Annotated in this window: 29 protein-coding genes; 15 read left to right on the forward strand and 14 right to left on the reverse strand. The window is 64.0% G+C overall.

Annotated features, from left to right (window positions below):
* Nucleotides 1–88, forward strand: an 88-nt coding sequence (locus ACQ4W4_RS27575) for an integrase core domain-containing protein (protein ID WP_495542793.1), incomplete at its 5' end; no start/stop codon positions are given.
* Between the two features lie 11 nt (nucleotides 89–99).
* Here the strand turns inward: ACQ4W4_RS27575 and ACQ4W4_RS22590 are convergent.
* The 3 genes from ACQ4W4_RS22590 to ACQ4W4_RS22600 are packed head-to-tail and all read right to left on the reverse strand — an operon-like array spanning nucleotide 100 to nucleotide 3,057.
* Nucleotides 100–963 (reverse strand): sulfurtransferase, encoded by an 864-nt coding sequence (locus ACQ4W4_RS22590; RefSeq protein WP_436543859.1) that lies wholly within the window; start codon nucleotides 961–963, stop codon nucleotides 100–102.
* 13 nt (nucleotides 964–976) lie between these two features.
* Nucleotides 977–1,900, reverse strand: a complete 924-nt coding sequence (locus ACQ4W4_RS22595) for a DMT family transporter (RefSeq protein WP_436543860.1) — start codon at nucleotides 1,898–1,900, stop codon at nucleotides 977–979.
* Between the two features lie 56 nt (nucleotides 1,901–1,956).
* Nucleotides 1,957–3,057: an aromatic ring-hydroxylating oxygenase subunit alpha gene (locus ACQ4W4_RS22600; RefSeq protein WP_436543861.1), complete on the reverse strand. Its 1,101-nt coding sequence runs from the start codon at nucleotides 3,055–3,057 to the stop codon at nucleotides 1,957–1,959.
* Between the two features lie 405 nt (nucleotides 3,058–3,462).
* On the opposite strand from ACQ4W4_RS22600, the gene ACQ4W4_RS22605 reads away from it, so the two are divergent.
* The 9 genes from ACQ4W4_RS22605 (at nucleotide 3,463) to ACQ4W4_RS22645 (ending at nucleotide 10,464) form a co-directional block, all read left to right on the forward strand.
* Nucleotides 3,463–3,714, forward strand: a complete 252-nt coding sequence (locus ACQ4W4_RS22605) for an exodeoxyribonuclease VII small subunit (RefSeq protein ID WP_034784821.1) — start codon at nucleotides 3,463–3,465, stop codon at nucleotides 3,712–3,714.
* Nucleotides 3,711–4,622 (forward strand): polyprenyl synthetase family protein, encoded by a 912-nt coding sequence (locus tag ACQ4W4_RS22610; protein WP_436543862.1) that lies wholly within the window; start codon nucleotides 3,711–3,713, stop codon nucleotides 4,620–4,622. The genes ACQ4W4_RS22605 and ACQ4W4_RS22610 overlap by 4 nt, the downstream gene beginning before the upstream one ends.
* On the forward strand, nucleotides 4,623–6,491 hold the full coding sequence (dxs, locus tag ACQ4W4_RS22615) for a 1-deoxy-D-xylulose-5-phosphate synthase (protein WP_436543863.1): 1,869 nt from the start codon (nucleotides 4,623–4,625) through the stop codon (nucleotides 6,489–6,491).
* 167 nt (nucleotides 6,492–6,658) lie between these two features.
* Nucleotides 6,659–8,752, forward strand: a complete 2,094-nt coding sequence (locus ACQ4W4_RS22620) for an FUSC family protein (protein WP_436543864.1) — start codon at nucleotides 6,659–6,661, stop codon at nucleotides 8,750–8,752.
* 280 nt (nucleotides 8,753–9,032) lie between these two features.
* The gene (locus tag ACQ4W4_RS22625) at nucleotides 9,033–9,218 is read left to right on the forward strand and encodes a hypothetical protein (protein ID WP_436543865.1); all 186 of its coding nucleotides are present in this window, start codon (nucleotides 9,033–9,035) and stop codon (nucleotides 9,216–9,218) included.
* A gap of 90 nt (nucleotides 9,219–9,308) precedes the next feature.
* Nucleotides 9,309–9,674: a glutaredoxin family protein gene (locus ACQ4W4_RS22630; RefSeq protein ID WP_436543866.1), complete on the forward strand. Its 366-nt coding sequence runs from the start codon at nucleotides 9,309–9,311 to the stop codon at nucleotides 9,672–9,674.
* A 30-nt stretch (nucleotides 9,675–9,704) separates the two neighbouring features.
* On the forward strand, nucleotides 9,705–9,896 hold the full coding sequence (locus ACQ4W4_RS22635; RefSeq protein WP_436543867.1) for a hypothetical protein: 192 nt from the start codon (nucleotides 9,705–9,707) through the stop codon (nucleotides 9,894–9,896).
* Nucleotides 9,897–9,987: 91 nt separating this feature from the next.
* On the forward strand, nucleotides 9,988–10,179 hold the full coding sequence (locus ACQ4W4_RS22640; protein WP_436543868.1) for a hypothetical protein: 192 nt from the start codon (nucleotides 9,988–9,990) through the stop codon (nucleotides 10,177–10,179).
* A 96-nt stretch (nucleotides 10,180–10,275) separates the two neighbouring features.
* Nucleotides 10,276–10,464 carry a hypothetical protein gene (locus ACQ4W4_RS22645; protein ID WP_099665483.1) on the forward strand — a complete coding sequence of 63 codons (189 nt, stop codon included), beginning with the start codon at nucleotides 10,276–10,278 and terminating at the stop codon, nucleotides 10,462–10,464.
* Between the two features lie 63 nt (nucleotides 10,465–10,527).
* On the opposite strand, the gene ACQ4W4_RS22650 is transcribed toward ACQ4W4_RS22645, so the two are convergent.
* Nucleotides 10,528–11,082 carry a cob(I)yrinic acid a,c-diamide adenosyltransferase gene (locus ACQ4W4_RS22650; protein WP_436543869.1) on the reverse strand — a complete coding sequence of 185 codons (555 nt, stop codon included), beginning with the start codon at nucleotides 11,080–11,082 and terminating at the stop codon, nucleotides 10,528–10,530.
* A gap of 151 nt (nucleotides 11,083–11,233) precedes the next feature.
* On the opposite strand from ACQ4W4_RS22650, the gene ACQ4W4_RS22655 reads away from it, so the two are divergent.
* The 3 genes from ACQ4W4_RS22655 to glcF are packed head-to-tail and all read left to right on the forward strand — an operon-like array spanning nucleotide 11,234 to nucleotide 15,056.
* Nucleotides 11,234–12,724 (forward strand): FAD-linked oxidase C-terminal domain-containing protein, encoded by a 1,491-nt coding sequence (locus ACQ4W4_RS22655; protein WP_436543971.1) that lies wholly within the window; start codon nucleotides 11,234–11,236, stop codon nucleotides 12,722–12,724.
* 16 nt (nucleotides 12,725–12,740) lie between these two features.
* The gene (glcE, locus tag ACQ4W4_RS22660) at nucleotides 12,741–13,811 is read left to right on the forward strand and encodes a glycolate oxidase subunit GlcE (RefSeq protein WP_436543870.1); all 1,071 of its coding nucleotides are present in this window, start codon (nucleotides 12,741–12,743) and stop codon (nucleotides 13,809–13,811) included.
* Nucleotides 13,812–13,817: 6 nt separating this feature from the next.
* On the forward strand, nucleotides 13,818–15,056 hold the full coding sequence (gene glcF, locus ACQ4W4_RS22665; protein ID WP_436543871.1) for a glycolate oxidase subunit GlcF: 1,239 nt from the start codon (nucleotides 13,818–13,820) through the stop codon (nucleotides 15,054–15,056).
* Here glcF and ACQ4W4_RS22670 read toward each other — a convergent pair.
* The 4 genes from ACQ4W4_RS22670 to ACQ4W4_RS22685 all read right to left on the reverse strand — a co-directional run bounded on the left by ACQ4W4_RS22670 (nucleotide 15,049) and on the right by ACQ4W4_RS22685 (nucleotide 20,015).
* A complete protein-coding gene (locus ACQ4W4_RS22670) occupies nucleotides 15,049–17,157 on the reverse strand; it encodes a putative bifunctional diguanylate cyclase/phosphodiesterase (protein WP_436543872.1) in 2,109 nt (702 codons plus the stop codon). The two genes, glcF and ACQ4W4_RS22670, sit on opposite strands and share 8 nt — an antisense overlap.
* Nucleotides 17,158–17,341: 184 nt before the next feature.
* Nucleotides 17,342–17,827: a glutathione peroxidase gene (locus tag ACQ4W4_RS22675; RefSeq protein WP_436543873.1), complete on the reverse strand. Its 486-nt coding sequence runs from the start codon at nucleotides 17,825–17,827 to the stop codon at nucleotides 17,342–17,344.
* A 1-nt stretch (nucleotide 17,828) separates the two neighbouring features.
* Nucleotides 17,829–18,968 (reverse strand): PilT/PilU family type 4a pilus ATPase, encoded by a 1,140-nt coding sequence (locus tag ACQ4W4_RS22680; RefSeq protein ID WP_436543874.1) that lies wholly within the window; start codon nucleotides 18,966–18,968, stop codon nucleotides 17,829–17,831.
* Nucleotides 18,969–18,971: 3 nt separating this feature from the next.
* Nucleotides 18,972–20,015, reverse strand: coding sequence for a type IV pilus twitching motility protein PilT (locus tag ACQ4W4_RS22685; protein WP_436543875.1), 1,044 nt, complete (start codon nucleotides 20,013–20,015; stop codon nucleotides 18,972–18,974).
* 70 nt (nucleotides 20,016–20,085) lie between these two features.
* Here ACQ4W4_RS22685 and ACQ4W4_RS22690 point away from each other — a divergent pair, with 70 nt between their 5' ends.
* A complete protein-coding gene (locus tag ACQ4W4_RS22690; RefSeq protein ID WP_436543876.1) occupies nucleotides 20,086–20,787 on the forward strand; it encodes a YggS family pyridoxal phosphate-dependent enzyme in 702 nt (233 codons plus the stop codon).
* A gap of 22 nt (nucleotides 20,788–20,809) precedes the next feature.
* Complete coding sequence (proC, locus tag ACQ4W4_RS22695) at nucleotides 20,810–21,640, forward strand: pyrroline-5-carboxylate reductase (protein ID WP_436543877.1); 831 nt, start codon at nucleotides 20,810–20,812, stop codon at nucleotides 21,638–21,640.
* On the opposite strand, the gene ACQ4W4_RS22700 is transcribed toward proC, so the two are convergent.
* The 6 genes from ACQ4W4_RS22700 to ACQ4W4_RS22725 form a co-directional block, all read right to left on the reverse strand.
* Nucleotides 21,641–22,357, reverse strand: coding sequence for an anti-sigma factor (locus tag ACQ4W4_RS22700; protein ID WP_436543878.1), 717 nt, complete (start codon nucleotides 22,355–22,357; stop codon nucleotides 21,641–21,643).
* Nucleotides 22,354–22,920, reverse strand: coding sequence for a sigma-70 family RNA polymerase sigma factor (locus ACQ4W4_RS22705; protein WP_436543879.1), 567 nt, complete (start codon nucleotides 22,918–22,920; stop codon nucleotides 22,354–22,356). The genes ACQ4W4_RS22700 and ACQ4W4_RS22705 overlap by 4 nt, the downstream gene beginning before the upstream one ends.
* A gap of 90 nt (nucleotides 22,921–23,010) precedes the next feature.
* Nucleotides 23,011–23,568, reverse strand: coding sequence for a DUF3455 domain-containing protein (locus tag ACQ4W4_RS22710; RefSeq protein ID WP_436543880.1), 558 nt, complete (start codon nucleotides 23,566–23,568; stop codon nucleotides 23,011–23,013).
* 89 nt (nucleotides 23,569–23,657) lie between these two features.
* Entirely contained in the window at nucleotides 23,658–24,005 is a 348-nt protein-coding gene (locus ACQ4W4_RS22715; RefSeq protein ID WP_436543881.1) for a hypothetical protein, read from the reverse strand.
* Nucleotides 24,002–24,379, reverse strand: coding sequence for a phage holin family protein (locus ACQ4W4_RS22720; RefSeq protein WP_436543882.1), 378 nt, complete (start codon nucleotides 24,377–24,379; stop codon nucleotides 24,002–24,004). The genes ACQ4W4_RS22715 and ACQ4W4_RS22720 overlap by 4 nt, the downstream gene beginning before the upstream one ends.
* Before the next feature lie 72 nt (nucleotides 24,380–24,451).
* Nucleotides 24,452–24,808, reverse strand: coding sequence for an ElaB/YgaM/YqjD family protein (locus tag ACQ4W4_RS22725; protein ID WP_436543883.1), 357 nt, complete (start codon nucleotides 24,806–24,808; stop codon nucleotides 24,452–24,454).
* Nucleotides 24,809–24,834: the final 26 nt, after the last annotated feature.

The raw sequence follows: 24,834 nt of genomic DNA on the forward strand, positions 1-24,834 counted from the left end.
GGTGCGGATATACAACCAGGAACGACCACATATGGCCTTGAAGTACAAAACGCCCGATGCGGTGCATCGGGCGTTTGTGCAGCAATAAATACTGTCAACCTATTTTAGGACTGGACAGCCCATCGCCACAGGCCGCGCCGGATCGGCGCACCATTCGCTCCACGAACCTGGATACAGGGCCGCGCCAGGCAAACCGGCCACTTCCAGGGCCAGCAGGTTGTGGCAGGCCGTCACGCCGGAGCCGCATTGCAGGATAGTAGATTCAGCCGTGCTGATTAGGCCCGCGAATTCCTGCTCCAGTTCTTTAGCGGATTTGAAGCGGCCGTCCGTCTGCAGGTTATCCTTGAAGAAACGGTTTTTCGCGCCGGGGATATGGCCGCCCACGGGGTCGATGGTTTCGTTTTCTCCCCGGTAACGGTCGGGCGCGCGCGCATCGATCACCGTCAAGGCCCGGGTTTCCAGGTTGGCGATGACGTCCTGCACCGTGACCGTGCGCGTCAGGCTGGCTTTTTCCGTCAGATTGCCGGCAGGGCGGGGCGCCACCGGCGTGACCAGCGGTAAACCCTGCGCCTGCCAGGCGGCCAGGCCGCCGTCGAGTACGGCGACGGCCGGGTGGCCGACCCAGCGCAGCAGCCACCACAGGCGCGCGGCGAACATGCCGCCCTGGCCGTCATAGGCGACCACTTGCGTGTCGTCGTTGATGCCCCAGCCGCGCAAGGTGGCCAGCAGGGCGTTGCGGTCGGGCAGGGGATGGCGTCCCGTGAAGGCCGGGCCGCGCGCCGTCTTGGGGCCGGACAGGGCCGTGTCGATATCGGCGAACTGCGCGTTCTGGATGTGGCCGGCGGCAAACGCGTCGCTGCCGGCGGTCGGATTGAGCAAGTCGTGGCGGCAATCGAGGATGACCCAGCGGCTGTCATTCAGGTGGCTGGCCAGTTCGCTGGCCTGGATCAAGGTGGTGTACATCAGCAACGCTCCTTTACACTTCGCTGGCGATGGGATCCGTGCGCGCGATGGCGGCGCCACGGGCCGTGTTGCGGGTATTGTAATAGGTTGCCGCGATACCGGAGGCGAGAATGATGGCGATGCCGGTCCAGCCATGCCAGTCGAACAGGTCGCCAAAGATCACCACGCCCCAGAAGCTTGAAAAGACGATACCCGTGTACTGTAAATTGGCAACCACGAGGGTCTTGCCCAGGCGGTAGGCGCGCGTCATGGCCATCTGTGCCATGGTGGCGCACAGGCCGATGGCGGCCAGCAAACCGATGCCGTAGGCGCTCGTGTGTGCATGCCAGACGACGGGGCCGCCGCCGGCGCTGGCCACGTGGCCGATCACGCCGGCCAGGAAATTGACGACCGAGAAGTAAAACACGACCCGGTATTCGGGTTCGCCCAGCAGGCCCAGCTTGCGCACCTGCAAATAGGCGAGGGCCGACAGCATGCCGGAAATCAGGGCCGTGATGGCGCCAGCCGCCTGGTCCGTCTCGAACACCGGTTGCAGCAGCAGGGTCACGCCGACAAAGCTCATGGCAATGGCCGCCACCAGCGGCCACTCGACCTGTTGCATGCCTTTCCACCAGCCGCCCACCAGCAAAATCACGGCAATCCAGATGGGCGCCATGTAATTGAGCGTCATGGCCGTGGCCAGCGGCAGGATGGCGATGGCATAAAACCACAGCCACAGGGCGATCACGCCCACCACGCCGCGCCACAGATGCTGGCCCGGCATCGTGGTTTTAAAACTGCCGCCCTGGTACAAAATCGTGCAGCTCATGACGATCATGCCGATGATGCCGCGGTACATGACGATTTCGGACGTCGAATACATCTCCGAGGCCAGTTTCACGCACACGCCCATGATGGCGAACATAAAGCTGGCAAACAGCATCCATAAAGATTGCATGAGTAAATCCTGACGATGAAAATGAAAAAGGCCGCGCAATGCGGCCCTTGAGGGAGTTACAGTTCGATATTGCTGCGGTACCACTCATGGAAATGCTGCATGCCGTCTTCCATCGGCGATTGGTAAGGGCCCACTTCGTTCACGCCGCGCTGCATCAGGACCTTGCGGCCCGCATCCATGCGCTGGGCGATTTCATCGTCCTCGACGCAGGTTTCCATGTAGGCGGCCCGTTCCGCTTCGACGAAGTCGCGCTCGAACAGCACGATTTCTTCCGGGTAATAGAACTCCACCACGTTGCGCGTCTTTTGCGGACCGTCTGGCCACAGGGTCGAGACGATCAGCACGTGCGGATACCATTCGACCATGATGTTCGGATACAGGGTCAGCCAGATGGCGCCATACGGCGGCGCTTCGCCGCCACGGAATTGCAGCACCTGCTCCTGCCATTTCTTGTAGGCAGGCGAGCCGGCTTGCTGCAGGCCGCGGTGCACGCCCACCGTCTGCACGCTGTAATCCTTGCCGAATTCCCAGCGCAGGTCGTCGCAGCTGACGAAGCTGCCCAGGCCCGGGTGGAACGGTTCCACGTGATAATCCTCGAGGTAGACTTCGATGAAAGTCTTCCAGTTGTAGTCGCACTCGTGAATTTCCACGTGGTCGAACATGTAGCCGGAGAAATCGAGGTCTTTCGAGACGGACAAATCTTTCAATTTTTCCATCACGTTGTAGCCATTTTGCTCGAACAGCAAGCCATTCCAGCTTTGCAGCGGCGTTTTCGACAGGTTCAGGCACGGCGTCTCGGGGAAATGCGGCGCGCCGATCAATTCACCCTTGAGGTCGTAGGTCCAGCGGTGCAGCGGGCAGACGATATGGTTCGCGTTGCCGCGGCCATTGAACATCAGCGCCTGCCGGTGGCGGCATACGTTGGACAGCACTTCGATGCCGTTGGCGTTGCGCACGAGCATACGCCCTTCGTTCTCAGACGCCAGGGTCGCAAAATCGCCGGTTTCCGGCACCATCAGCGCATGCCCGACATAACGCGGGCCGGCTTGGAACAATTGCTGCATTTCACGCTGCAACAGCGTTTCGTCAAAATAGACGTGGACCGGAAGTTGCGCGTTTGAACGCGCCAGCTTGGCGTGAGTAGCCAGATCGGACATCCCAACCCCCCATAAATGTACAACGGTCAGCAGTGCCCCAGGCCATTCCCTGGGCAACCGCTACAGAGAGAAAGAATCCGCAAAGACCTGAATTCAAATTTGTTGAAACGGTATTTCGGACAGAACCGGCGATTATAGCGCGGATCGGCCTCGGCATTATCAAACCCGCCCGGTAAATACGCTTTTAATGAGAAACATTGTCATTTGGCGCGCAATTTCCGGTAGCAAGGGGGTATTCGGCTAAAATCCACTGACAAGCTGGCAACGCTATTGACTTTGAGCGCGTCGATTGCGCTTAAGTTTTCACTTAATAGTGTGGTTTGTTCTAAAATAACGCTTCTATGCTGGCCGGGAGTCCCCGGCGTCTCCCTACAAGCCCCTCGTGCCACGAAGAGATCTGAGTCTATGTCGAAGAAATTAACTGCCGCTGCCGCAGCGCCGGCCTCGTTTGAAGAGGCGATGGCGGAACTGGCGCAGCTGGTAACGCAAATGGAAGCGGGCCAGTTGCCGCTGGAAGCATCGGTCGCGGCGTATCAGCGCGGCTCGGAACTGGTCAAGTATTGCGCAAGCCAGCTCGACAGCGTCGAAGCGCAGGTGAAAGTATTGGAAGGCGACATGTTGAAACCGTTCGTGGATGCCGGCGAGGCCGCCCAATGATGGCCAGCGTGCAACAGGATGGCGTGACCTTCGGCGACTGGATGCAAGCGACCCAGTCTGGCGTGGAAAGCCGGCTCGACCAATTTTTGCCTGCGCTTGACGCCGTACCGCACAAGCTGCACGCGGCCATGCGCTATGCGCTGCTGGGCGGCGGCAAGCGCGTGCGCCCGCTGCTGGTGATGGCGGCTGGCGAATTGTTTGATGCCGATCAAGATACCCTCGCGCGCGCAGCTTGCGCGCTGGAAATGATTCACGTGTATTCGCTCGTGCATGACGACATGCCGTGCATGGATGACGATGCCTTGCGCCGTGGCAAGCCCACCGTGCACATCGCCTACGACGAAGCGACGGCCCTGCTGGTCGGCGACGCGCTGCAATCGCAGGCGTTCATGCTGCTGGCCGATGGCGCGGCCATTCCGCCGGCGCGGCAAATGGCCATGGTCAAGCTGCTGGCGCACGCCTCCGGGTCAGGCGGCATGTGCGGCGGCCAGGCGATCGACCTCGACAGCGTCGGCCTGGCCTTGACCTTGCCGCAGCTGGAACAGATGCATCAACTGAAAACGGGCGCCTTGCTGCGCGCGGCCGTGATTCTCGGCGCGCTGGCCGGCAAGGACTTGACGCCAGACGAGATGACGGCGCTGAACGCCTATGCGCGCGCCGTCGGGCTGGCGTTCCAGGTGGTCGACGACGTGCTCGACGCAACGGCCGACTCGGCCACCCTGGGCAAGACGGCGGGCAAGGATGCGGCCGCCAACAAGCCTACTTACGTATCGATACTGGGGCTGGAACCATCGAGAGCCCTGGCAGAACAATTGCGGTGCGACGCCCATGCGGCGCTGGCGCCATTCGGGGACCAGGCACGCCGTCTGCGCGAGCTGGCGGACCTGGTCGTGCAGCGGAAGGCATAAATGAAACTGTTAGAAACCATCAATGAACCAGCGCAAGTGCGCAAGCTGGCCCGCTCGCAACTGGTGCCGCTGGCGCAGGAATTGCGCAGTTTCCTGCTCGACTCCGTCTCCAAGACGGGCGGCCACCTGTCGTCCAACCTGGGCACGGTCGAGCTGACCGTCGCGCTGCATTACGTCTTCAACACGCCGCACGACCGCATCGTCTGGGATGTGGGCCATCAGACCTATTCGCACAAGATCCTCACGGGCCGCCGCGAGCGCATGCACACCTTGCGCCAGAAGGATGGCATCTCCGGCTTCCCGAAGCGCGACGAGAGCGAATACGACACCTTCGGCACGGCGCACTCGTCGACGTCCATTTCCGCCGCGCTGGGCATGGCGCAAGCGGCCAAGATCAAGGGCGACCCGCTGCATGCGATCGCCGTGATTGGCGACGGCTCGATGACGGCCGGCATGGCGTTCGAGGCGATGAACAATGCGGGCGTGCAGGAAGACGTCAACCTGCTGGTGATCCTGAACGACAACGACATGTCGATCTCGCCGCCCGTGGGCGCGCTGAACCGCCACCTGGCGCGCCTGATGTCGGGCCAGTTCTATGCAGCAGCGAAAAATGTCGGCAAGTCCGTCTTGCCCGGCCCCGTGCTGGAACTGGCGAAACGCTTCGAAGAGCACGCCAAAGGCATGGTCGTGCCCGCAACCATGTTCGAGGAATTCGGTTTTAACTACATCGGCCCCATCGATGGCCACGACCTCGATTCGCTGATCCCGACCTTGCAAAATATCAAGCAATTGAAGGGCCCGCAATTCCTGCACGTGGTGACCAAGAAGGGGCAGGGCTACAAGCTGGCCGAGGCGGAGCCTATCCTGTACCACGGCACGCCGAAATTCAATCCCCTGGAAGGCATCAAGCCGGCCACGGCGCCGGGCAAGATGACGTACACGGAAGTGTTCGGCAACTGGCTGTGCGACATGGCCGCGCACGACAAGCGCCTGGTGGGCATCACGCCGGCCATGCGCGAAGGCTCGGGCATGGTGAAGTTCGAACAGCAGTTCCCCAACCGCTACTTTGACGTCGGCATCGCCGAGCAGCATTCCGTGACGTTTGGCGCGGGCCTGGCTTGCGAAGGCTTGAAACCCGTCGTGGCCATCTATTCCACCTTCCTGCAGCGCGCCTACGACCAGCTGATCCACGACGTGGCGCTGCAAAACCTGGACGTGACGTTCGCGCTGGACCGCGCCGGCCTGGTGGGCGCCGACGGCGCCACCCACGCAGGCAATTACGACATGGCGTTCCTGCGCTGCATCCCGAACATGGTCGTCATGGCCGCGTCGGACGAAAACGAATGCCGTCAAATGCTCACCACGGGCTACCATTATCCGGGCCCGGCCGCCATCCGCTATCCACGCGGCGCCGGCGCCGGCGTGGCCATCGTGCCGGAACTGACCAGCATCGAGATCGGCAAGGGCGAGACCAAGCGCCACGGCAAGCGCATCGCCATCCTGGCCTTCGGTTCGATGGTGGCGCCGGCAATGGCGGCGGGCGACAAGCTCGACGCGACGGTGGCCAACATGCGCTTCGTCAAGCCGCTCGACGTGGCGCTGGTGAAACAGCTTGCCGCAGAACACGATTACCTGGTGACGGTGGAAGAGGGCTGCATCATGGGCGGCGCCGGTTCGGCCGTGGCCGAGGCTCTGGCGGCGGAGGGCATCGTCAAGCCGATTTTGATGCTGGGCTTGCCCGACACCTTCATCGACCATGGCGACCCCGTGCAGCTGCTGAAAAGCGTGGGCCTGGACGCTGCCGGCATCGCCGCGTCGATCGAACAGCGTTTCCCGGCAGCAGGGCCGCGCCTGGCGATGGTCAGCTAAGACGCCCGGGCACGAGAAAAAAAGCGACACCGCGGTGGCGCTTTTTTTTCGCCCGCAGGGATTTTACGCTGCACTGCAACATTTTTCGTCCGGGAATGCTACGATGACGCTTTGATACCCTTTCAAAGCCGATCTTGCATTTCAGGAAACTCCACCGCCGTTCCCGCATGCTGGCCAGCCGCTGGCTGACGGGCATGCACGCCTATACCGATACCCTGGCGCAGCGCCGACCCCTGTGGATGGTCAGCCTGGCCATCGACGAAACGAATCTGTCCGAAGGCTTGCGCGCCGCCTGTGCCTCGAGCGCCATGCTGCTGCTGGGCCTGCTGTTCGACCAACCCGATTTTTCCTGGGCCGCCATCGGCGCCTTCTGGACCTGCCTGGCCGACGCGGCCGGCACACGGCGCATGCGCTTCGTGTCGATGGTGGGCTTTGGCTTGCTGTCGACCGTGGCGGGCGGCCTGACGGCGCTGGCGGCCGGCCATGGCGTGGTGGCGGCGGCCATCGCCGTGCTGCTGTTTTCCTGGGCCGGGGCGCTGGCGCGCATCTGGGGCGCGGCCACGGCGCAGGTGGCCATCCTGGCGGCCACGGCCTGCGTGGTGATGGTCACGCACCCATTGGCATCGATGACGCAGACGGCGCCTTTCCTGGGCCTGTACATGTTCGGCTGCCTGTTTGCCACCGTGCTCAGCTTTACGGTGTGGCGCATCCACCCGTTCGGCCCCAGCAGGCGCGCCATCCGTGCCGCGTATTCGCGCCTGGCCGGCATCGCGCGCGACAATGCGCGCTTCCTGGAACAGGGCCCGGCATTGCCGGACGCGGCCGCGCATGGCGCCAGCTACCGTTCGCAGGCCCGCGCCGCGCTGGAAGCGGCGCGCGTGGCGCTGGCCGCCGTGCCGCCCGCGCGCGCGGGCCGCAGCGCCCTGTACGACAACCTGCTGCTGGCGCTCAGCGACGCCGAGCGCATCTTCGCCTACCTCATTGCCGTCACGCATACGTGCGAGCGCGAGCAGCACCGGCTGCGCCAGGACCCGCGCGCGCGGCGCAGCCTGGAAGTGATGGCCGTGCTGCTGCGCCGCCTCGGGCAAGCCGTGCAGCGCCAGCCGGAAACGCCGCCCCTGGAACTGCAGCGTCGCCTGGCCGGCTGCGGACGGCGCCTGGAAGCGGCGCTGGGCGCCTTGCTGCCCTTGCGCCTGAACGTCGAATTCATGGAGCTGGGCTTGCCGCGCGCGGCGCAGCTGCCGTGGCGCGAGGCGGCCTTCCTGGCGCTGGGGCAGGCGTGGCAAACGGCGAAAGTCAACGCCACGCCGCAGTCGCTGAGCTGGCGCCACGCGGCGCGCGTGTCGCTGGCGACGACGGCCGGCTTCCTGCTGGTCGAGACCTTGCACATTCCCTTCGGCTACTGGGCCACCATGGCCACCTTATTGATCTTGCAGCCGTCCGTATCGACCACCTGGCCGCGCGGCATCGAACGCGTGGCGGGCAGCGTGCTGGGCGCCGTGCTGGCCGTGCTGATCGGCCTCGTCATTTACACGCCGCTGGGTATCTCGCTGGTGGTGTTTCCCCTGATCGTCGCCACCATGGCCTTGCGCCGCGTCAGCTACAGCCTGCACGTGCTGTTCATGACGCCGGCCTTCGTGCTGGTGGCCGACTATGCGGCGCCGGCCAGCGAGATGGTGTATGCAATGAGCCGCCTGGGCAACAATGTGCTCGGCTGCGTGCTGGCCCTGCTGGCCACGTTTTTCCTGTGGCCGGACCGCGAGGCGGACGACCTGGACCAGCGCCTGGCGAAAGCCGTATCGGCCAACCTGAAATACCTGCTGGCCGTGCTGGCGGCCGGTGGTAAATGGGATAGCGCCATCGCGCGCCTGCGCCGCGAGGCGGGGTTGGCCAGCAATAACGCGGAACAGGTCTTGCAGCGCTTGCGCATCGAGCGCCGCCTCGACCGCAGCAGCGGCGTGGGCCTGGCGGCGCTGCGCACCTTGCCGCTGCTGCGCCGCGTGGCGGGCAGCACGGCGCGCATCAGTCTGAGCCCGCAGGCTGAGCCTGCGCCGCCCGAATTGCAACACTGGATCGCCGCCGTCAGCGGGGAAATCGATGCCTTGCTGCGCGGTGACGCCGATGCCGGCGCGCCTGGTCCCTGCGTTGCCGAGGGCTTGACGGCCCTGCAAGCCGACGCGGTGGCCCAGGTGCAGTTGCTGCGTGGATTATTGCGCGAACATGTGCATGTGCAGCCCGTGAGCCTGCCTGTGCCGGCCTGAATATGGCCGCCGGCCGGCTGCGCCCGCAACCGGCCTCTCCTGCTTGCGGCGCCGATATTGTATAGACGTTTGGCGCCTCCCAATCTCTCCAAATTCCACATTCCATGCGCTTTGCCGGTATATTTTCCAAACTGGGAATTTATCGAAAGGAAACGTTGACTCTAAAATAAGTGCGGTCTATATTCGTTTTCGTAGCAAGCAATGACGAAATCTGTCTGGTTTTTTTTACGACTGGTCTGCCGCGATTGCCTGAGGCAATCGCTCACATGGAGAGTAGTAAATGAAAAAGATTGCAGCACTTATTTTCACTCTGGGATTGAGCGCTTCCTATGCCATGGCTTCCGATATCGGCTGCTCTACCTGCGAGGAGGAGCTGCGGGAATGCACGATGCAAAATGGCGACAGATCCCCATTTTGCATCGGCAGTTACAAAGCCTGTCTGCGGGTCTGCGACATCGGCTCCTGATCTCCGTGCATTGCCAGGCGGCCGGCAGGCGCATGCTGCGTCGGCCGCCCTCGATCATCTACGTCTCTGATACCTATGATGCAGAAAAAAATGAAAACCATCGCCATGTATGGCTTGATCCTCGCTGCCGGCCTGGGCAGCGGTTATGGCCTGTCCTTGTTACCTGGCTTGCTCAAGTCGAATTACACCGAGGGCAATTACGCGGCGTACTTCCCGAATGCCCAGGCGAAAGTGGTGCTGTACGGCACGGACTGGTGCGGCTATTGCGCCAAGACGCGCGCGTACTTCAAGGAAAACAAGATCGACTTCGTCGATCTCGATATCGAGAAATCCCCGGACGCGAAAAAAGCCCATGAAGCACTCGGCGGCGGCGGCGTGCCCGTGGTGTTGATCGGCAACCGCAAGATCCAGGGTTTCAATGCGGGCGCGCTGGAAGCGGCGCTGAAGAAAATCTGACGCTCCAATTGTTAACTTGAAAGGCTGACCATGTTCAAAAAAATTGCCGCTTTCCTGTTTGCCACCGGCGCCGCGCTGTCCTTCAGTGCCCAGGCATTTGGTCCTGACTGCACTTTTGTCTGCGAACGCAACCTGCTCGATTGCGTGGAATTCGGCCAGCCGGCCTGCATGGAAAATTATCAGGCTTGCCAGAAGGAATGCCTGCGCCCGCCGCGTGCTTGACGCCTGGACGCAATCCCAAGTTATGGATGGCGCGTAAGGGACGGCGCGCCATGGATGTTGCTCATCGTCTGATATTCAATAAGGAGTACCAATGTTTAAAAAACTGGGTTTCTTTTTGTTTGCCATGGGCGTCAGCGCTTCGTATGCGATTGCTGGCGGCGGGCCGGAATGCTATACGCAATGCGATGAAGGGCTGGACCAGTGCATGACCGACCATCCGAGGTCGCCAGGCGCCTGCACCAAGATTCATCAGATGTGCTATGACCGCTGCGCGCAAGATTAGCATTCAATAAAGTTTGCCGGCTGGCCTGGACGCTGGCCAGGCCGGCTGCATCACTTCATCCATCCTGCCGTCCCTTATCGCCACAAAGGAGTGCTTATGTTCAAAAAGCTGGGTTTCTTTTTGTTTGCCACGGGCGTCAGCGCCTCGTATGCCATGGCCAGCAGTACCGCCGACATATCGGAATGCCAATCCGAGTGCTATATGGCGCTCGATGCCTGCGTCATGGAGTTCAGTGTTCCTTCATGCGTCCGCGCCAATAAAGCGTGTCTGCAGGCCTGCGGCTAAGTAACACCCGGTCAGCGGGAAAGGCACGGCGATGCGGTTAGACCGGCATCGCCGTTTTTGATTCTATCCCCGCGTGCGGTCATGCCGCCACAGCACGTCGCTGCCGCCGGCAAAGCGGTTGAGCACGCGCGACAGCACGAACAGCAGGTCCGACAGGCGGTTGACGTACTGGCGCGGATGTTCGTGCAGGGGCTCCGCATTGGCCAGCGCGACGATGCTGCGCTCGGCGCGGCGGCACACGGTGCGGCACACATGCGCCAGCGAGGCGGCGCGCGAGCCGGCCGGCAGGATGAATTCGGAGAGGGCCGGCAAGTCCGCATTGTATTTCGCCAGCAGGTCGTCGAGGCGCAGCACGTGCTCTTCCTTGATCAGCTGGTAGCCGGGGATGCAGATTTCTCCGCCCAGGTCGAACAGGTCGTGCTGGATGGCCACCAGTTCCTCGCGCAAGGCGTCGGGCATGGCTTCGCACAGCAGCAAGCCGATATGCGAGTTCAGTTCGTCCACGTCGCCCATGGCGTGGATGCGGACATTGTCCTTGCTGGTGCGGCTGCCGTCGCCCAGGCCGGTGCTGCCATTGTCGCCCGTGCGCGTGGCGATTTTCGAAAGTCGGTTGCCCATGATGCTGATCCTGTAAAGAAGAATGGGGGCAGCATACGACACTGTGCGCCGCCCGGCGCCGGATTTGCCGGCAAATCGGACAAAAAAGTACGGTGCGCGCCACTTTTGTGCTTACAATCGTTGCACGCCCATGCCTCTTGCCCCCCATCTTATGCTCAATGCCGCCCCTGAATCCGGATTGACCGCCGCGCGCCAGCAAGCCGTCGTCGCGGCCCTGCTGACCGTGCTGCCGGCCCGCTGCGTGCTGTCCGACGCCGAAGATACGCGCCCGTACGAATGCGACGGCCTGGCCGCCTACCGCCAGTTGCCGATGGTGGTGACCCTGCCGGACACGGAGGAGCAGGTCATCGCCATCCTCGGCGTCTGCCGCGAACTTGGCGTGCCGATCGTGCCGCGCGGCGCGGGCACGGGATTGTCTGGCGGCGCCTTGCCGATTGCCGACGGCGTGGTGCTGTCGACGGCGCGCCTGAACCGCATCGTGCGCCTCGACGCCTATGCACGCACGGCCGTGGTGCAGCCGGGCGTGCGCAACCTGGCCATTTCCGAAGCGGCCGCGCCCCACGCGCTGTACTACGCGCCCGACCCGTCGTCGCAGATCGCCTGCAGCATCGGCGGCAACGTGGCGGAAAACTCGGGCGGCGTGCATTGCCTGAAATACGGTTTGACCGTGCACAACGTGCTGCGCGTGCGCGTCGTCACCATCGATGGCGACGTGCTGGAACTGGGCGGCGAATGCCTGGACTCGCCCGGCCTGGATCTGCTGGCCGTCTTCATCGGTTCCGAAGGCATGCTGGGCATCGTCACGGAAGTGACGGTGAAACTGATACCGAAACCGGCCACGGCGAGGGTCATCATGGCGTCCTTTGACGACGTCGTCACGGGCGGCAATGCGGTGGCCAACGTGATCGCCGCCGGCATCATCCCGGCGGGGCTGGAAATGATGGACCAGACCTCGTCGCGCATGGTCGAGCCGTTCGTCAAGGCCGGCTACGACATCGACGCGGCCGCCATTTTGCTGTGCGAAGCGGACGGCACGCACGAGGAAGTGGAAGAGGAAATCGCCCGCATGACGGCCGTGCTGGAAGGCGCGGGCGCCAGCGCCATCGCCGTCTCGCAGTCGGAAGCGGAGCGCATGAAGTTCTGGTCCGGTCGCAAGAACGCGTTTCCCGCCGCCGGGCGCATCTCGCCCGACTATTACTGCATGGACGGCACCATCCCGCGCAAGCGCCTGGCGGAAGTGCTGACGGGCATCGCCGGCATGGAAACGACGCATGGCTTGCGCTGCGCCAACGTGTTCCACGCGGGCGACGGCAATCTGCACCCGCTGATCCTGTTCGACGCCAACATGCCCGGCGAATTCGAGCGCGCCGAAGCGTTTGGCGCGGACATCCTGGCCCTGTGCGTGGCCGTGGGCGGCACCATCACGGGCGAACATGGCGTGGGCATGGAAAAGATCAATTCCATGTGCGTGCAATTTACGCGCGCCGAACTCGATGCCTTCTTTGCCGTCAAGCGCGCCTTCGATCCCCACGCCTTGCTGAACCCGGACAAGGCGATTCCCACCTTGAACCGCTGCGCCGAATTCGGCAAGATGCATGTGACGGCGGGGCGCCTGCCGTTCGCCAACCTGCCCCGTTTTTAATTCTCCGGAGACCCCATTGCAAGCGATAGCGGAACAATTCAGGCAGCAGATTCTGGCGGCCAGCGCGGCAGGCAAGCCCTTGCGCCTGCGCGGCGGCGGCACGAAAGACTGGTATGGCCAGCAGCTGGCAGGCGAGGTGCTCGATACGCGCGCGTATGCGGGCATCATCGACTATGAACCGACGGAGCTGGTGATCACGGCCCGCTGCGGCACGCCGCTTGCCGAGATCGAGGCGGCGCTGGCCGCGCGCAACCAGATGCTGGCCTTCGAGCCGCCCCATTTCGGGCCGGGCGCCACGGTGGGCGGCGTCGTCGCCAGCGCCCTGTCCGGCCCGCGCCGCGCCAGCGCGGGCGCGCTGCGCGATTTCGTCCTGGGCGCCGTGCTGATGGATGGCCACGGCGAACGCCTGGCCTTTGGCGGGCAGGTGATGAAAAACGTGGCCGGCTACGATGTCTCGCGCCTGCTCGCGGGATCCCTGGGCACCCTGGGCCTGATCCTGGAAGTGTCGCTGAAGGTGCTGCCCCTGCCGCTGCGCGAAGCGACCTTGCGCGTGGCGTGCGCGGAAATCGCCGCCTTGCGCATGCTCAATGAATGGGCGGGCAAGCCGCTGCCCATTTCGGCCAGCTGCTGGCATGACGGCGTGTTGACGGTGCGCCTGTCCGGCGCCGAGGCGGCCGTGTCGGCGGCGCTGCACGCGCTGGGCGGCGAGGTGCTGGCGCCCGATGACGCGGCCGCCTTCTGGCTGTCCGTGCGCGAGCAGACGCACGCCTTCTTTGCGGGCGCGGGCAGCCTGTGGCGCCTGTCGCTGCCGCCGCACGCCAGCGCCGTGATTGTCAAGGGACGCCAGTTGATCGAGTGGGGCGGGGCGCAGCGCTGGCTCAAGCTCGACGCCGACGCCGATGCGGCCGGGACGCAGCACATCCGCCAGGCCGTGGCTGCGGCTGGCGGCCACGCCACCCTGTTCCGCGGCGGCGACAAGGCCGTGGGCGTATTCCATCCGCTGGCGCCGGCCGTTGAAAAAATCCACCAGCGCCTGCGGCAAGCTTTCGACCCGGCCGGCATCTTCAACCCGCACAGAATGTATTGAGCGCGCATGCAAACCAATCTCGCCGATTTCATCAAGAATACGCCGGCAGGCGACGAAGCCGAAGCCATCCTGCGCGCCTGCGTGCATTGCGGCTTTTGCACGGCCACCTGTCCCACCTACCAGTTGCTGGGCGACGAACTCGATGGCCCCCGCGGGCGCATCTACCTGATCAAACAAGTGCTCGAAGGCGCGCCCGTCACGGCCAAGACGCAGACGCACCTGGACCGCTGTCTGACCTGCCGCAATTGCGAGTCGACCTGTCCGTCCGGGGTGCAGTACGGGCGCCTGGTCGACATCGGCCGCAACGTCGTCGAGCAGCGCGTGCAGCGTCCCTTGCGCGAGCGCGCCTTGCGCTTCGCCCTGAAGGAAGCCTTGCCGCGCCGCTGGCTGTTTACGCCCGTGTACAAGGCGGGCCAGGCGCTGCGCCCGCTGCTGTCGCAAGGCTTGCAGGACAAGCTGCGTCCCGGTGAAAAGGCCGGCGCATGGCCCGCGCGCCGGCATGCGCGCACCATGCTGCTGCTCGACGGCTGCGTGCAGCCGGCCATGTCGCCGAACATCAACGCGGCCACGGCGCGCGTGCTCGACGCGCTCGGGGTGCAGCTGATCGTCGCGCCGAAGGCGGGCTGCTGCGGCGCGCTGCGCCATCACCTGAACGACCAGGACGCGGCGCTGGACGACATGCGCCGCAATATCGACGCCTGGTGGCCCTACGTAGACTGCGTAGACAGCGCCGAAGCCATCGTCATGACGGCGTCCGGCTGCGGCGCCACGGTCAAGGAATACGGCCATCTGCTGGCGCACGACGCGCAGTATGCGGACAAGGCGCGGCGCATCGCGGCACTGACGCGCGATCTGTCCGAGATCATGCCGGCGTTTGAAAACGAGCTGGCGGCGTTGCTGAAGGGGCGCATCGGAAAAAGAGTGGCGTATCACCCGCCCTGCACCCTGCAGCACGGCCAGCAGGTGCGCGGCAAGGTGGAGCAGGTGCTGCGCGCCGTCGGCGTCGACGTGCGCCTGTGCGCGGACAGCCATTTATGCTGCGGTTCGGCGGGCACGTATTCGATCCTGCAGCCGGCACTGTCGCAGCAACTGCGCGACAACAAGGTGGCCAAGCTGGAAGCGTGCGAGCCGGAGATGATCGTGTCGGCCAATATCGGCTGCCTGAGCCATTTGCAGTCCGGCACGCAGACGCCGGTGCGGCACTGGATCGAGCTGATCGACTCGGCCTTGACGTCCGTCAGATAGGTATTTCGCTGTACTGCGCGATGCGCCATTGCGGCGCAGGGATGAAAGTGTTGGCCCACTCCAGCACGGCGTCGGCCGGCATGGGGCGGGCGATGCCGTAGCCTTGCGCCAGGTCGCAGCCCAGCTGGATCAGGCGCGCGCCATGCTCGACGCTTTCCACGCCTTCGGCGATCACCGTCAAGCTGAAGGAGCGGGCCAGGCCGATGACGGCGCGCACCAGGTGCAGGTCGTCGCGGTCGTTGAGCATATTGCGCACGAAGCTCTGGTCGATCTTGACGATGTTGGCCGGCAGGCGTTTCAGGTAGGACATCGACGAATAGCCGGTGCCGAAATCGTCGAGCGCGAACGTGATGCCCAGCGCCTGGCAGGCGCGGATGATGCGGCGCACGTCCTCGATGTCGTGCAGGGCCGACGATTCGAGGATTTCCAGTTCCAGCATGCTCGCGCGCACGCCGGGAAATTCGCCGAGGATGGTTTCCAGGCGCGAGACGAAGTCCGGTTGCTGGAAATGGCGCGCCGCGATGTTCACGCTGACCACCCAGTGCTTGCCGGTCGCGCTCCAGCGCTGCATCTGCCACAGGGCCTGGCGCAGTACCCATTCGCCGATGTCGATGATCAAATCCGTCTGTTCCACCAGCGGCAGGAATTGCGCCGGCGCCAGCACGCCGCGGCGCGGATGCTGCCAGCGCAGCAGCGCTTCCATGCCCACCACCGTGCCGGCGCGCATATTCACCTTGGGCTGGTAGTACAGCCGCAGTTCGCCGTTGATCAGGGCGTGGCGCACTTCCGTGCGCTGGTTGTGGTGGGTGCGTACTTCCTCGTCGAGGTTGGTGTCGAAGAAGTGGTACTGGTTGCGCCCCGTCAATTTCGCCTGGTAGACGGCGTGGTCGGCGTGGCGCAGCAGGCTTTCCGTATTCAGGTCCTTGCCCGCGTAGACGGCGATGCCGGCGCTGGCCGTCATGTGCAGCGCCTGCTGGTCGCACTGGTAGGGCCGGCTCAGCTCAGCCATCAGCTGCGTGACGTTCTGTTCGATGCAGGCGATGCTGGCCTGGCCGCACAGCAGCATGACGAATTCATCGCCGCCCAGGCGCGCCGCGTAGTGGACCTGGCCCGTGAAGCCGTGCAGGCGGCCCGCTACCTGCTTGAGGATTTCATCGCCCGCCTCGGCGCCGTAGCGGTCGTTGATGGCCTGAAAATGATCGAGGTCGAACAGGCAGACGGCCAGCAGGCGCTGGCGTTCGCGCGCGAGGAACAGTTCCTGTTCAAAGCGGGCGGCCAGCGCGGCGCGGTTGGGCAGGCCCGTCAGCACATCATTGTAGTTTTGCCAGGACAGCTTTTGCAGCGCCTGCTGCATGTGCACGGTTTCATTCAGCTGTTCGCCCAGCTGGCGCTGGCTGGTCTTGAGTGAGGTCAACAGTTCTTCGATATCGCCGGCCATGCCGTTGAACGACTGCGACACGGCTTGCGCCTCGGGCGTGGCGCCGGCCGCCAGGCGCACGGCGAAGTTGCCTTCGCGGAAGCGGTCGGTCGCTTGCACGAACCGCGCCAGCAGCTTGCGGTGCGTGGCCAGGATCAAGCCCAGCAGCAGGAAGACGAGCACGATATTGATGCTGCTGAGGACGGCTTGATCGCGCACCCGGTGCCACACTTGCGCCAGGGGCAGGCCGGGCGTGTAGTGCAGGTTCAGGGTGCCGTCGCCGCCGTCCGGCAGCGCCACCGTCAGGCGGCTGCGGATGGCATTGATGCCCGCCAGGCGCGCGAACCACGCCGGCACCGTGGCCAGGGTGTCGCCAAGCTTGCTGTCGGCCAGCACCTCGACATGCCCGCCAGCCGTGTCCCAGCGGGCGGAAACGAGGCTGCGGTTCAGTGGCAGGGCGCTGCGCAGTACCTGGCGCACGCTGTCGTGCATCGCATGACTGTCCGCGTGCACGGCCAGCGGCAGCACGCTATTGGCGAGGAACAGGTCGAGTTGCCGCGCATCGCTCTGGTAGCGCGCATTGGCCAGCGCCGTCTCCGTGCCGAGCAGGGCGTGATAGCGAACGGCGGAAACGGCGAGTATGAGGAAAAAAATAGGAAGAAAGAGGCGGGAATAAATTCCCATCCGCATCCATGAAGATAATATTTTCCCAAAGACTGGCATCGTTTTTTGATCGATATCTGCGAATAATTATGTAAACATTATCACCGAAATTTGCTATTGGAAACACAATATTGATGTCAAGCATGAAATAAACACGGATTCATTGATTTGAGCAATTATTGTTTTTAATCAAACCGTCGAATTGCTATTCCTGTAGCAATTGCCGAATGTCGTCCGCCAGGCTGGCCGGTTTGCTGGCCGTCGCGTAGCGGCGAAATACGCTGCCATCCTTGCGCACCAAAAACTTGGTGAAATTCCATTTGATCGACTGCGTGCCCAATATGCCGGGCGCCGCCTGTTTTAATTGCGCAAATACAGGGTGCGTATGCGGGCCATTCACGTCGATCTTGGCAAACAGGGGAAAGGTGACGCCGAAGTTCTTTTCGCAAAAGGCGCCGATTTCCGCGTTCGAGCCCGGTTCCTGCTGGCGGAATTGATTGCAGGGAAAGCCCAGCACGACCAGGCCTTGCGCGTGGAATTCGCGGTACAGCGCTTCGAGTCCCTGGTATTGCGGCGTGAAGCCGCAGGCGCTGGCCGTGTTGACGATCAGCAGTACCTTGCCCTTGTAGCGCGCCAGGTCGATCGGCGTGCCGTCCAGCGCCTCGGCCTGGAAATCGTGGATGCTGGTCATGTCAGAGGAGTCCCAGTTTGGTGGCGCCCGTTTGCGGGGCGGGTTCGGGCGCCGTTGCGCCCTTGAGTTTGATCGCCAGGCGCAGGTCGTTGACGGAGTCCGCATTGCGCAGCGCGTCTTCATAGGTGATGGCGCCCGCTTCGTGCAGATCGAACAGGGCCTGGTCGAACGTCTGCATGCCATGCTCGCGCGATTTTTTCATCAATTCCTTGATCTCGTGCACCTGGCCCTTGAAGATCAGGTCGCTCATCAGCGGCGAGTTGAGCAGGATTTCCAGCGCCGCCTTGCGCCCGCCGCCGTCCTTGTTGGGAATCAAGCGCTGCGAAATCATGCCCTTCAAATTCAGCGACAAATCCATCAGCAATTGCTGGCGACGCTCTTCGGGGAAGAAATTGATGATGCGGTCCAAGGCTTGGTTGGCATTGTTCGCGTGCAGGGTGGCCAGGCACAGGTGGCCCGTCTCGGCAAATGCGATGGCGTGGTCCATCGTGTCGCGGTCGCGTATTTCGCCGATCTGGATCACGTCGGGCGCCTGGCGCAGGGTGTTTTTCAGGGCCGTGGCCCAGTCGTCCGTATCGACGCCCACTTCGCGCTGGGTGACGATGCAGTTGCCGTGCGGATGGATGAATTCCACGGGGTCTTCGATGGTGATGATGTGGCCGTGGCTGTGCGCGTTGCGGTGGCCCACCATGGCGGCCAGGGTGGTCGACTTGCCGCAGCTCGTGGCGCCCACCATGATGACGAGGCCCCGCTTGCTCATCACGATGTCTTGCAGGATGGCGGGTAAACCGAGCCCATCGAGCGTGGGAATGGCGGTATTGATGAGTCGCAAGACCATGCCTGCCTGGCCCATCTGCACGAAGGCGGACACGCGGAAACGCCCGAGGCCGTCCGGACTGATGGCGAAATTGGCTTCGCGGCTGGATTCGAACTCGGCCGCCTGGCGCGCGTTCATGACGGCGCGCACGTAGCCGGCCGCCTGCTGCGCGGTGAGTGCGCCGCCCGCCAGCGGCGTCAGCTTGCCGTCGAGCTTGATGGCGGGCGGAAAGCCGGCCGTGATGAACAGGTCGGAGCCGCCTTGTGCGCGCATCTGCGCCAGCAGCGCGTGCATGGCGCCATAGTGTTCGTGCGTCGTCTGCATGGCTTATCCGGGGAAGTTTTCAGGCGACTTGGCGGCCGAGCGCGCCGTTTCCGCCGAGATCGTGCCGCGCCGCACCAGGTCGGTGAGGCACTGGTCCAGCGTCTGCATGCCCACGTTGCTGCCCGTCTGGATGGCCGAATACATTTGCGCCACTTTCGCTTCGCGGATCAGGTTGCGCACGGCCGGCGTGGCCAGCATGATTTCATGCGCGGCCACGCGCCCGGCGCCGTCCTTGGTTTTGAGCAAGTTCTGCGAAATGACGGCTTGCAAGGATTCGGACAGCATGGCGCGCACCATTTCCTTTTCCTCGGCGGGGAAGACGTCGATGATGCGGTCGATCGATTTCGCCGCCGACGAGGTGTGCAGGGTGCCGAACACCAGGTGGCCCGTCTCGGCCGCCGTCAGCGCCAGGCGGATGGTTTCCAGGTCGCGCAATTCGCCCACCAGAATCACGTCCGGGTCTTCGCGCAGGGCCGAGCGCAGCGCATTGCTGAACGAATGCGTGTGCGAACCGACTTCACGCTGGTTGATCAGGCATTTCTTCGGGTCATGCACGAATTCGATCGGGTCTTCGATGGTCAGAATATGGTGATTCAGGCGCTCGTTGACGTGGTTCACCATGGCCGCGAGGGTGGTCGACTTACCCGAACCCGTCGGGCCCGTCACCAGCACGAGGCCCCGTGGCCGCATGGCCAGTTCGCCGAAGATGCGCGGCGCGTTCAGGTCTTCCAGGCTCAGCACCTTCGACGGAATCGTGCGCAGCACGGCCGAGGCGCCGCGTTCCTGGTTGTAGGCGTTGACGCGGAAGCGGGCCAGGCCGGGAATCTCGAACGAGAAATCGCACTCGAGCGCTTCTTCATACGCCTTGCGCTGGCTGTCGTTCATGATGTCGTAGATCATGCTGTGCACTTCCTTGTGCTCGAGCGGCGCCACGTTCAGGCGGCGCACGTCGCCATGGACCCGTATCATCGGCGGCAGGCCGGAAGACAGGTGCAGGTCGGAAGCCTTGTTGCTGACGGAGAAAGCGAGAAGTTCGGAGATGTCCATTTATAATCCCTGTGCCTGCATTGATGGGCTGGCGCACTGTGCCGCCGCCCCTATACACTAGAAAATGATTATGTCCACAATCGAACAGAACTTGCAAGCCGTGCGCGACAGTATTGCGCAGGCGGCCCTGGAGGCGCGGCGCGCGCCCGAGGACGTGACCCTGCTGGCCGTCTCGAAAACCTTCGGCGCGGACGCCGTGCTGGCGGCCATGCGCGCTGGCCAGGCGGCGTTTGGCGAAAACTATCTGCAGGAAGCGCTCGACAAGATCGCCTTGGTGAAGGCGGCCGCGCCGCAGCATGTCCCGGCATGGCATTTCATCGGCCCCATCCAGAGCAACAAGACGCGCCCCATCGCCGAACATTTTGACTGGGTGCACACGGTGGAACGGGAAAAGATCGCTGTCCGCCTGTCCGAGCAGCGCCCGGCCGGCTTGCCGGACCTGAATATTTGTCTGCAAGTCAATATCAGCGGCGAAGCGAGCAAGAGCGGCGTGACGCCGTTTGACTTGCCGGCGCTGGCGCATGCCGTGGCGCGGCTGCCCCGTCTGCGACTGCGCGGCCTGATGGCCATTCCCGAGCCGGAAACGGATGTCGCCCTGCAGCGGCGTGCGTTTGCGCAATTGCGCGCGCTGTACGAACAATTGAAGGCCGAAGGCCTGGCGCTCGACACCCTGTCGATGGGCATGTCGGCCGACTTGCGCGCCGCCGTGCTGGAAGGCGCCACCATCGTGCGCGTGGGCAGCGCCATCTTCGGTTCCCGCAATTACTCTTAACTGATTGATAGAAAGCATAGCCATGACGACAGAATTGAATATCGCCTTTGTAGGCGGCGGCAACATGGCCGCCGCCCTGATCGCCGGCCTGGCGGGCAAGCTGACCCTGGGCGGCAACATCCACGTGATCGACCCGCACGCGCCCGCGCTGGAAAAACTGCAGGCGCAATTCGGCGTCACGACGGCAACGTCCGCCAATGACGTGCTGCGCGGCGTGGATGTGATCGTGCTGGCCGTGAAACCGCAAAGCATGCGCGACGTGGCGGCGCAATTGCTGCCTTTCCTCGACGGCGAGCGGGCGCCATTGATCCTGTCGATCGCGGCCGGCATCCGCGCCGCGGACCTGTCGCGCTGGCTCGGCGATTATCCCGCCATCGTGCGCTGCATGCCGAACACGCCGGCCCTGATCGGCATGGGCATCACGGGCATGGTGGCCAGCGGCGGCGTGAGCGAAGAACAGAAAAAGACGGCGGACGCCATCCTGCGCGCCGTCGGCCAGACCGTCTGGCTAGCTGACGAAGCCAAGATCGACCCCGTCACGGCCGTGTCCGGCAGCGGCCCCGCCTATGTGTTTTACTTTATCGAAGCGATGCAGCAGGCGGCCGCCGAGCTGGGCTTGACGCCGGAGCAGGGCACGCAGCTGGCCATCGCCACGTTTACGGGCGCGGCGCAGCTGGCGGCGAACTCCAGCGAACCCGTGTCCTTGCTGCGCGAGCGGGTCACGTCGAAGGGCGGCACGACCTATGCGGCCTTGACCAGCATGGAAGAGAGCGGCGTCAAGGCGGCCATCGTCAAGGGCATCAAGGCGGCCGCGCAGCGCGGACGCGAGATGGGGGACGAGCTGGGTAAATAATCAGATGACCTTGACGGCGCGGCCGATGTAAAGCACCGGCCCCGTCGGCCTGCCCGTGGGCGAGCCGGTTGCCGGCTCCAAGGTGATTTCAAACAATTGCTCCGGCTGCAGCGGCGGCAGCTTGTCCAGGGTCAGCTTGAGGCTTTGCCCCGGCTTGACGAGGCCCAGCGAGACGGGCGCGCCCCAGTCCTTGCCCTTGGTCCAGAATTGCAGGGCTTTCTGCTGCGGCACGCTAGTCGGGCCCAGCGGGATCAGGCTCAGGGCGCGGTCCTTGCCGCCCCGTCCGCCCGCCTGCACGATCCAGCCCGGCGATTTATCCTGCGGCGCCACCAGCACCACCAGGTAGCCGGGTCCGGCTGGCGCCTGCAGCTGCACGGCAACGAGCACGGCCAGCGCGGCCGTGGCCGCCAGGCTGCCGCCGGCCAGTATTCTCCAGAATGCCAGGCTGTTCCACCACGCCCGCCAGCCGCCCGCCTGTTTGACAGCTTGCGGCGTGAACAGGCTGGCGCTGATGCGCGGCCACAGCTGGGCGGAGGGCGGCTCGGCTGGCGCCAGCGTCGTCAAGGGCAGCAGGCGCCGTTCCCAGGCATCGACGGCGTCGCGCAAGGCGGCGTCGCGCGGCAAGCGCTGTTCCACTGCCGCCCGTTCGGCCAGCTCCAGGGTGCCCAGCACGTATTCGCTGGCCAGCCTTTTCCATTCCTCGTCGCTATTGATCATCCCATACACTCCCGCAAGGCGGCCAGGCCCCGCTTGACCCATGCCTTGACGGTGCCCAGCGGCGCTTGCAGGCGCTGCGCGATTTCACTGTGGGAACAGCCATCGACATAGGCGTACAGGATGCTGTTGCGCTTGGATTCGTCCAGGTGGCCGAGGCAATCGTGCAGCTTGCCCATGTTCGCCTGCAGGGCGTAGGCGTCCGAGGTGGCGTCGGCATCGTTGCCTTCGCGTTCATGCAGCAGGGTTTCCACGGTATCCTCGTCGGCCGATACTTCATGGGCGCGGGCGCGCGCCACGCTCAGCGCCTGGTGCCGCACCACCACATAGATCCAGCCCTTGCCGCTGCCGCGCGTGGCGTCGAAGCTGCCGGCGCGGCGCCAGATGTTCAGGAAGGCGTCGTGCAGCACGTCTTCGGCCAGCGCCCGCTGGCGCACGATGCGCAGGGCCACGCCCAGCAGGTAGCGTGCTTCCTGCTGGTACAGGCCATGCAATGCCTGCTGCTCGCCCCGGGCGCAGGCGCGCAGGGCGGCATCGTAATCGTAGGGGGCGGCTGGGGCTGGCAAGGGTGGCGCAATCGTTGAGTGAACGGTTAGCAAGTTTTCAAGGCCGAGTATAGGTCAGAAATCCGCTTGCCAACCGTCGCTTGAAAGGATTTATGCCGATTTCCAAAAAATGTAGTCGGCCTGGTAGGGCACCCATTGTTTGGCGCCGACGGACTCCATGCCGCAGGGGCTGCTTGGCGCCACGCCGCCGCGGGTGGCGACGCGCTGGATGTAGCTGACGCCCTGCATGGCGCCGCTGCCAGTTGCCGGATTGGCTTTCACCAGCTGATACGGGATATTGCCCGCGCCGGCCGGTGCCACGGCCACTTGCGTCGCCGTCACTTTCGAGCCGTCCAGGTTGGCCCAGGTGGCGGGCGGTCCCACATACGTGCCCACTTGCATGCCGCTGCGGTCGTTCAGGGCCGCGTCCGGTCCCACGAAGACCCATTCATGCCCCGTCATGTCTTTCTTCGCCCGGCATTCGTAGGCGATCTTGCCCACGCCCACCGTCTGCATGGCCACCTGATGGCCATCGGGCACTTTCACTGCGTTGGGCAATTGTTCCTGCGAATAGCGCGCGCTCATGGGGGCGCAGGCGGCCACGAGCAGGGCGGCGCACAGGACGGTGAGCGTAGGGGCGGTATGGCGTGGGGCGGTGGTGGCATGCATGGCAAGCTCCTGGTAGTTGGCTCAACCGGCTGGTTGATACCATTACTACGCATGGGCCGGCCATTTGGATGCAGCCAGGAAAAAATATTTTAAGGCGGCGTGTCTTTCTTGCTGAACCGCCGCGCCAGCGCCAGCACGACGGGCAGGGCGGTCGTCGCGTGCTTGAGCAGCGCGCCGCTGGCCCGCAACAGGGGCAGGACGCGGCGCGGCCGCACCAGCGCCAGGCCCAGCACGGCGCCGCCCACCATCAGGGGAACTTTAAAACGCGTGGCCAGGGTGTGGCGCAAGTTGCCGCCCGTCAGCGGTTCCAGCAATTGGCGGGTCTGCACGCCCAGGGCCAGGCGCTGCAGCGCGCATTCGGCCAGCAGCGCGTCGCGCCGCTGCGCCAGGCTGGCGGCCGTGTGCACATGCGACAGTTTGGTGGGATGCGTGGTCATGGCCGCTCCGCTCCCCGGCGGGCCAGCAGTTGCAGCTCGTCCAGGTCTTTGTTCAGTTCGGAAAGTGTGAAGGACAGCAGTTTCGGCTTGCTGCGGAAACTGGCGCGCACGCCCAGCAGGGTGGCGATGGCGGCGCCGATGAAGACGGCGGCCGTGATGGCGATGGCGGCGATGCGGTGCGTATCCCAGAACAGCACGATGACGAGGAACACGATCAGGACGAGGCCGACAAACAGGCACAGCAGTGCCAGCATGGCCAGCGCCAGATAGGACAGGAAGCGCAGCGACTCTTCTTCCATTTCCACGGCCGCCAGGGCCAGACGGGTCTGGACGATGGCGGCGAGGGTCGCTGCGACTTGGGCGACATGGTGCATGATGGCCATATGCTGCCTTTCGCGTCAGGAGACGGCCTGCGCCGTCGGTACGGCGTCGTTACTGGTTACTTTCTAGCGGCGCGACGAGGAGAGCAGCAGGCCGAACAGCACGCCGACGACGGCGCCCGCACCGACAGCTTTCCATGGATTGTCCTGCACGTATTCGTCGGTGGCCTTGGCCGCCTTCTTGGTACGTTCGAGCAAGTCTTCTTCCAGCTTGATCAAGTCTTTCTTGGCCGTTTCCAGGGTGGCGATGAACTTGTCCTTGACGGCTTTGACATTCTCGCCCGTCTGATCCTTGGCGCCATCGAGCCAGCCTTCCGCTTCATTGATGACGGTTTTCAGGTCGCCGACCAGTTTGTCGCGGGCCTTGTCGGCGTCGGCGAGGATGTTGTCGCTGCTGGATTTTCCGGTATGTATCGAGCTCATGTATTACCTCATGGAAGTGAAACTGC

It is taken from the genome of Janthinobacterium glycogeni (assembly GCF_051380725.1).
Classification (GTDB): Bacteria; Pseudomonadota; Gammaproteobacteria; order Burkholderiales; family Burkholderiaceae_D; genus Janthinobacterium.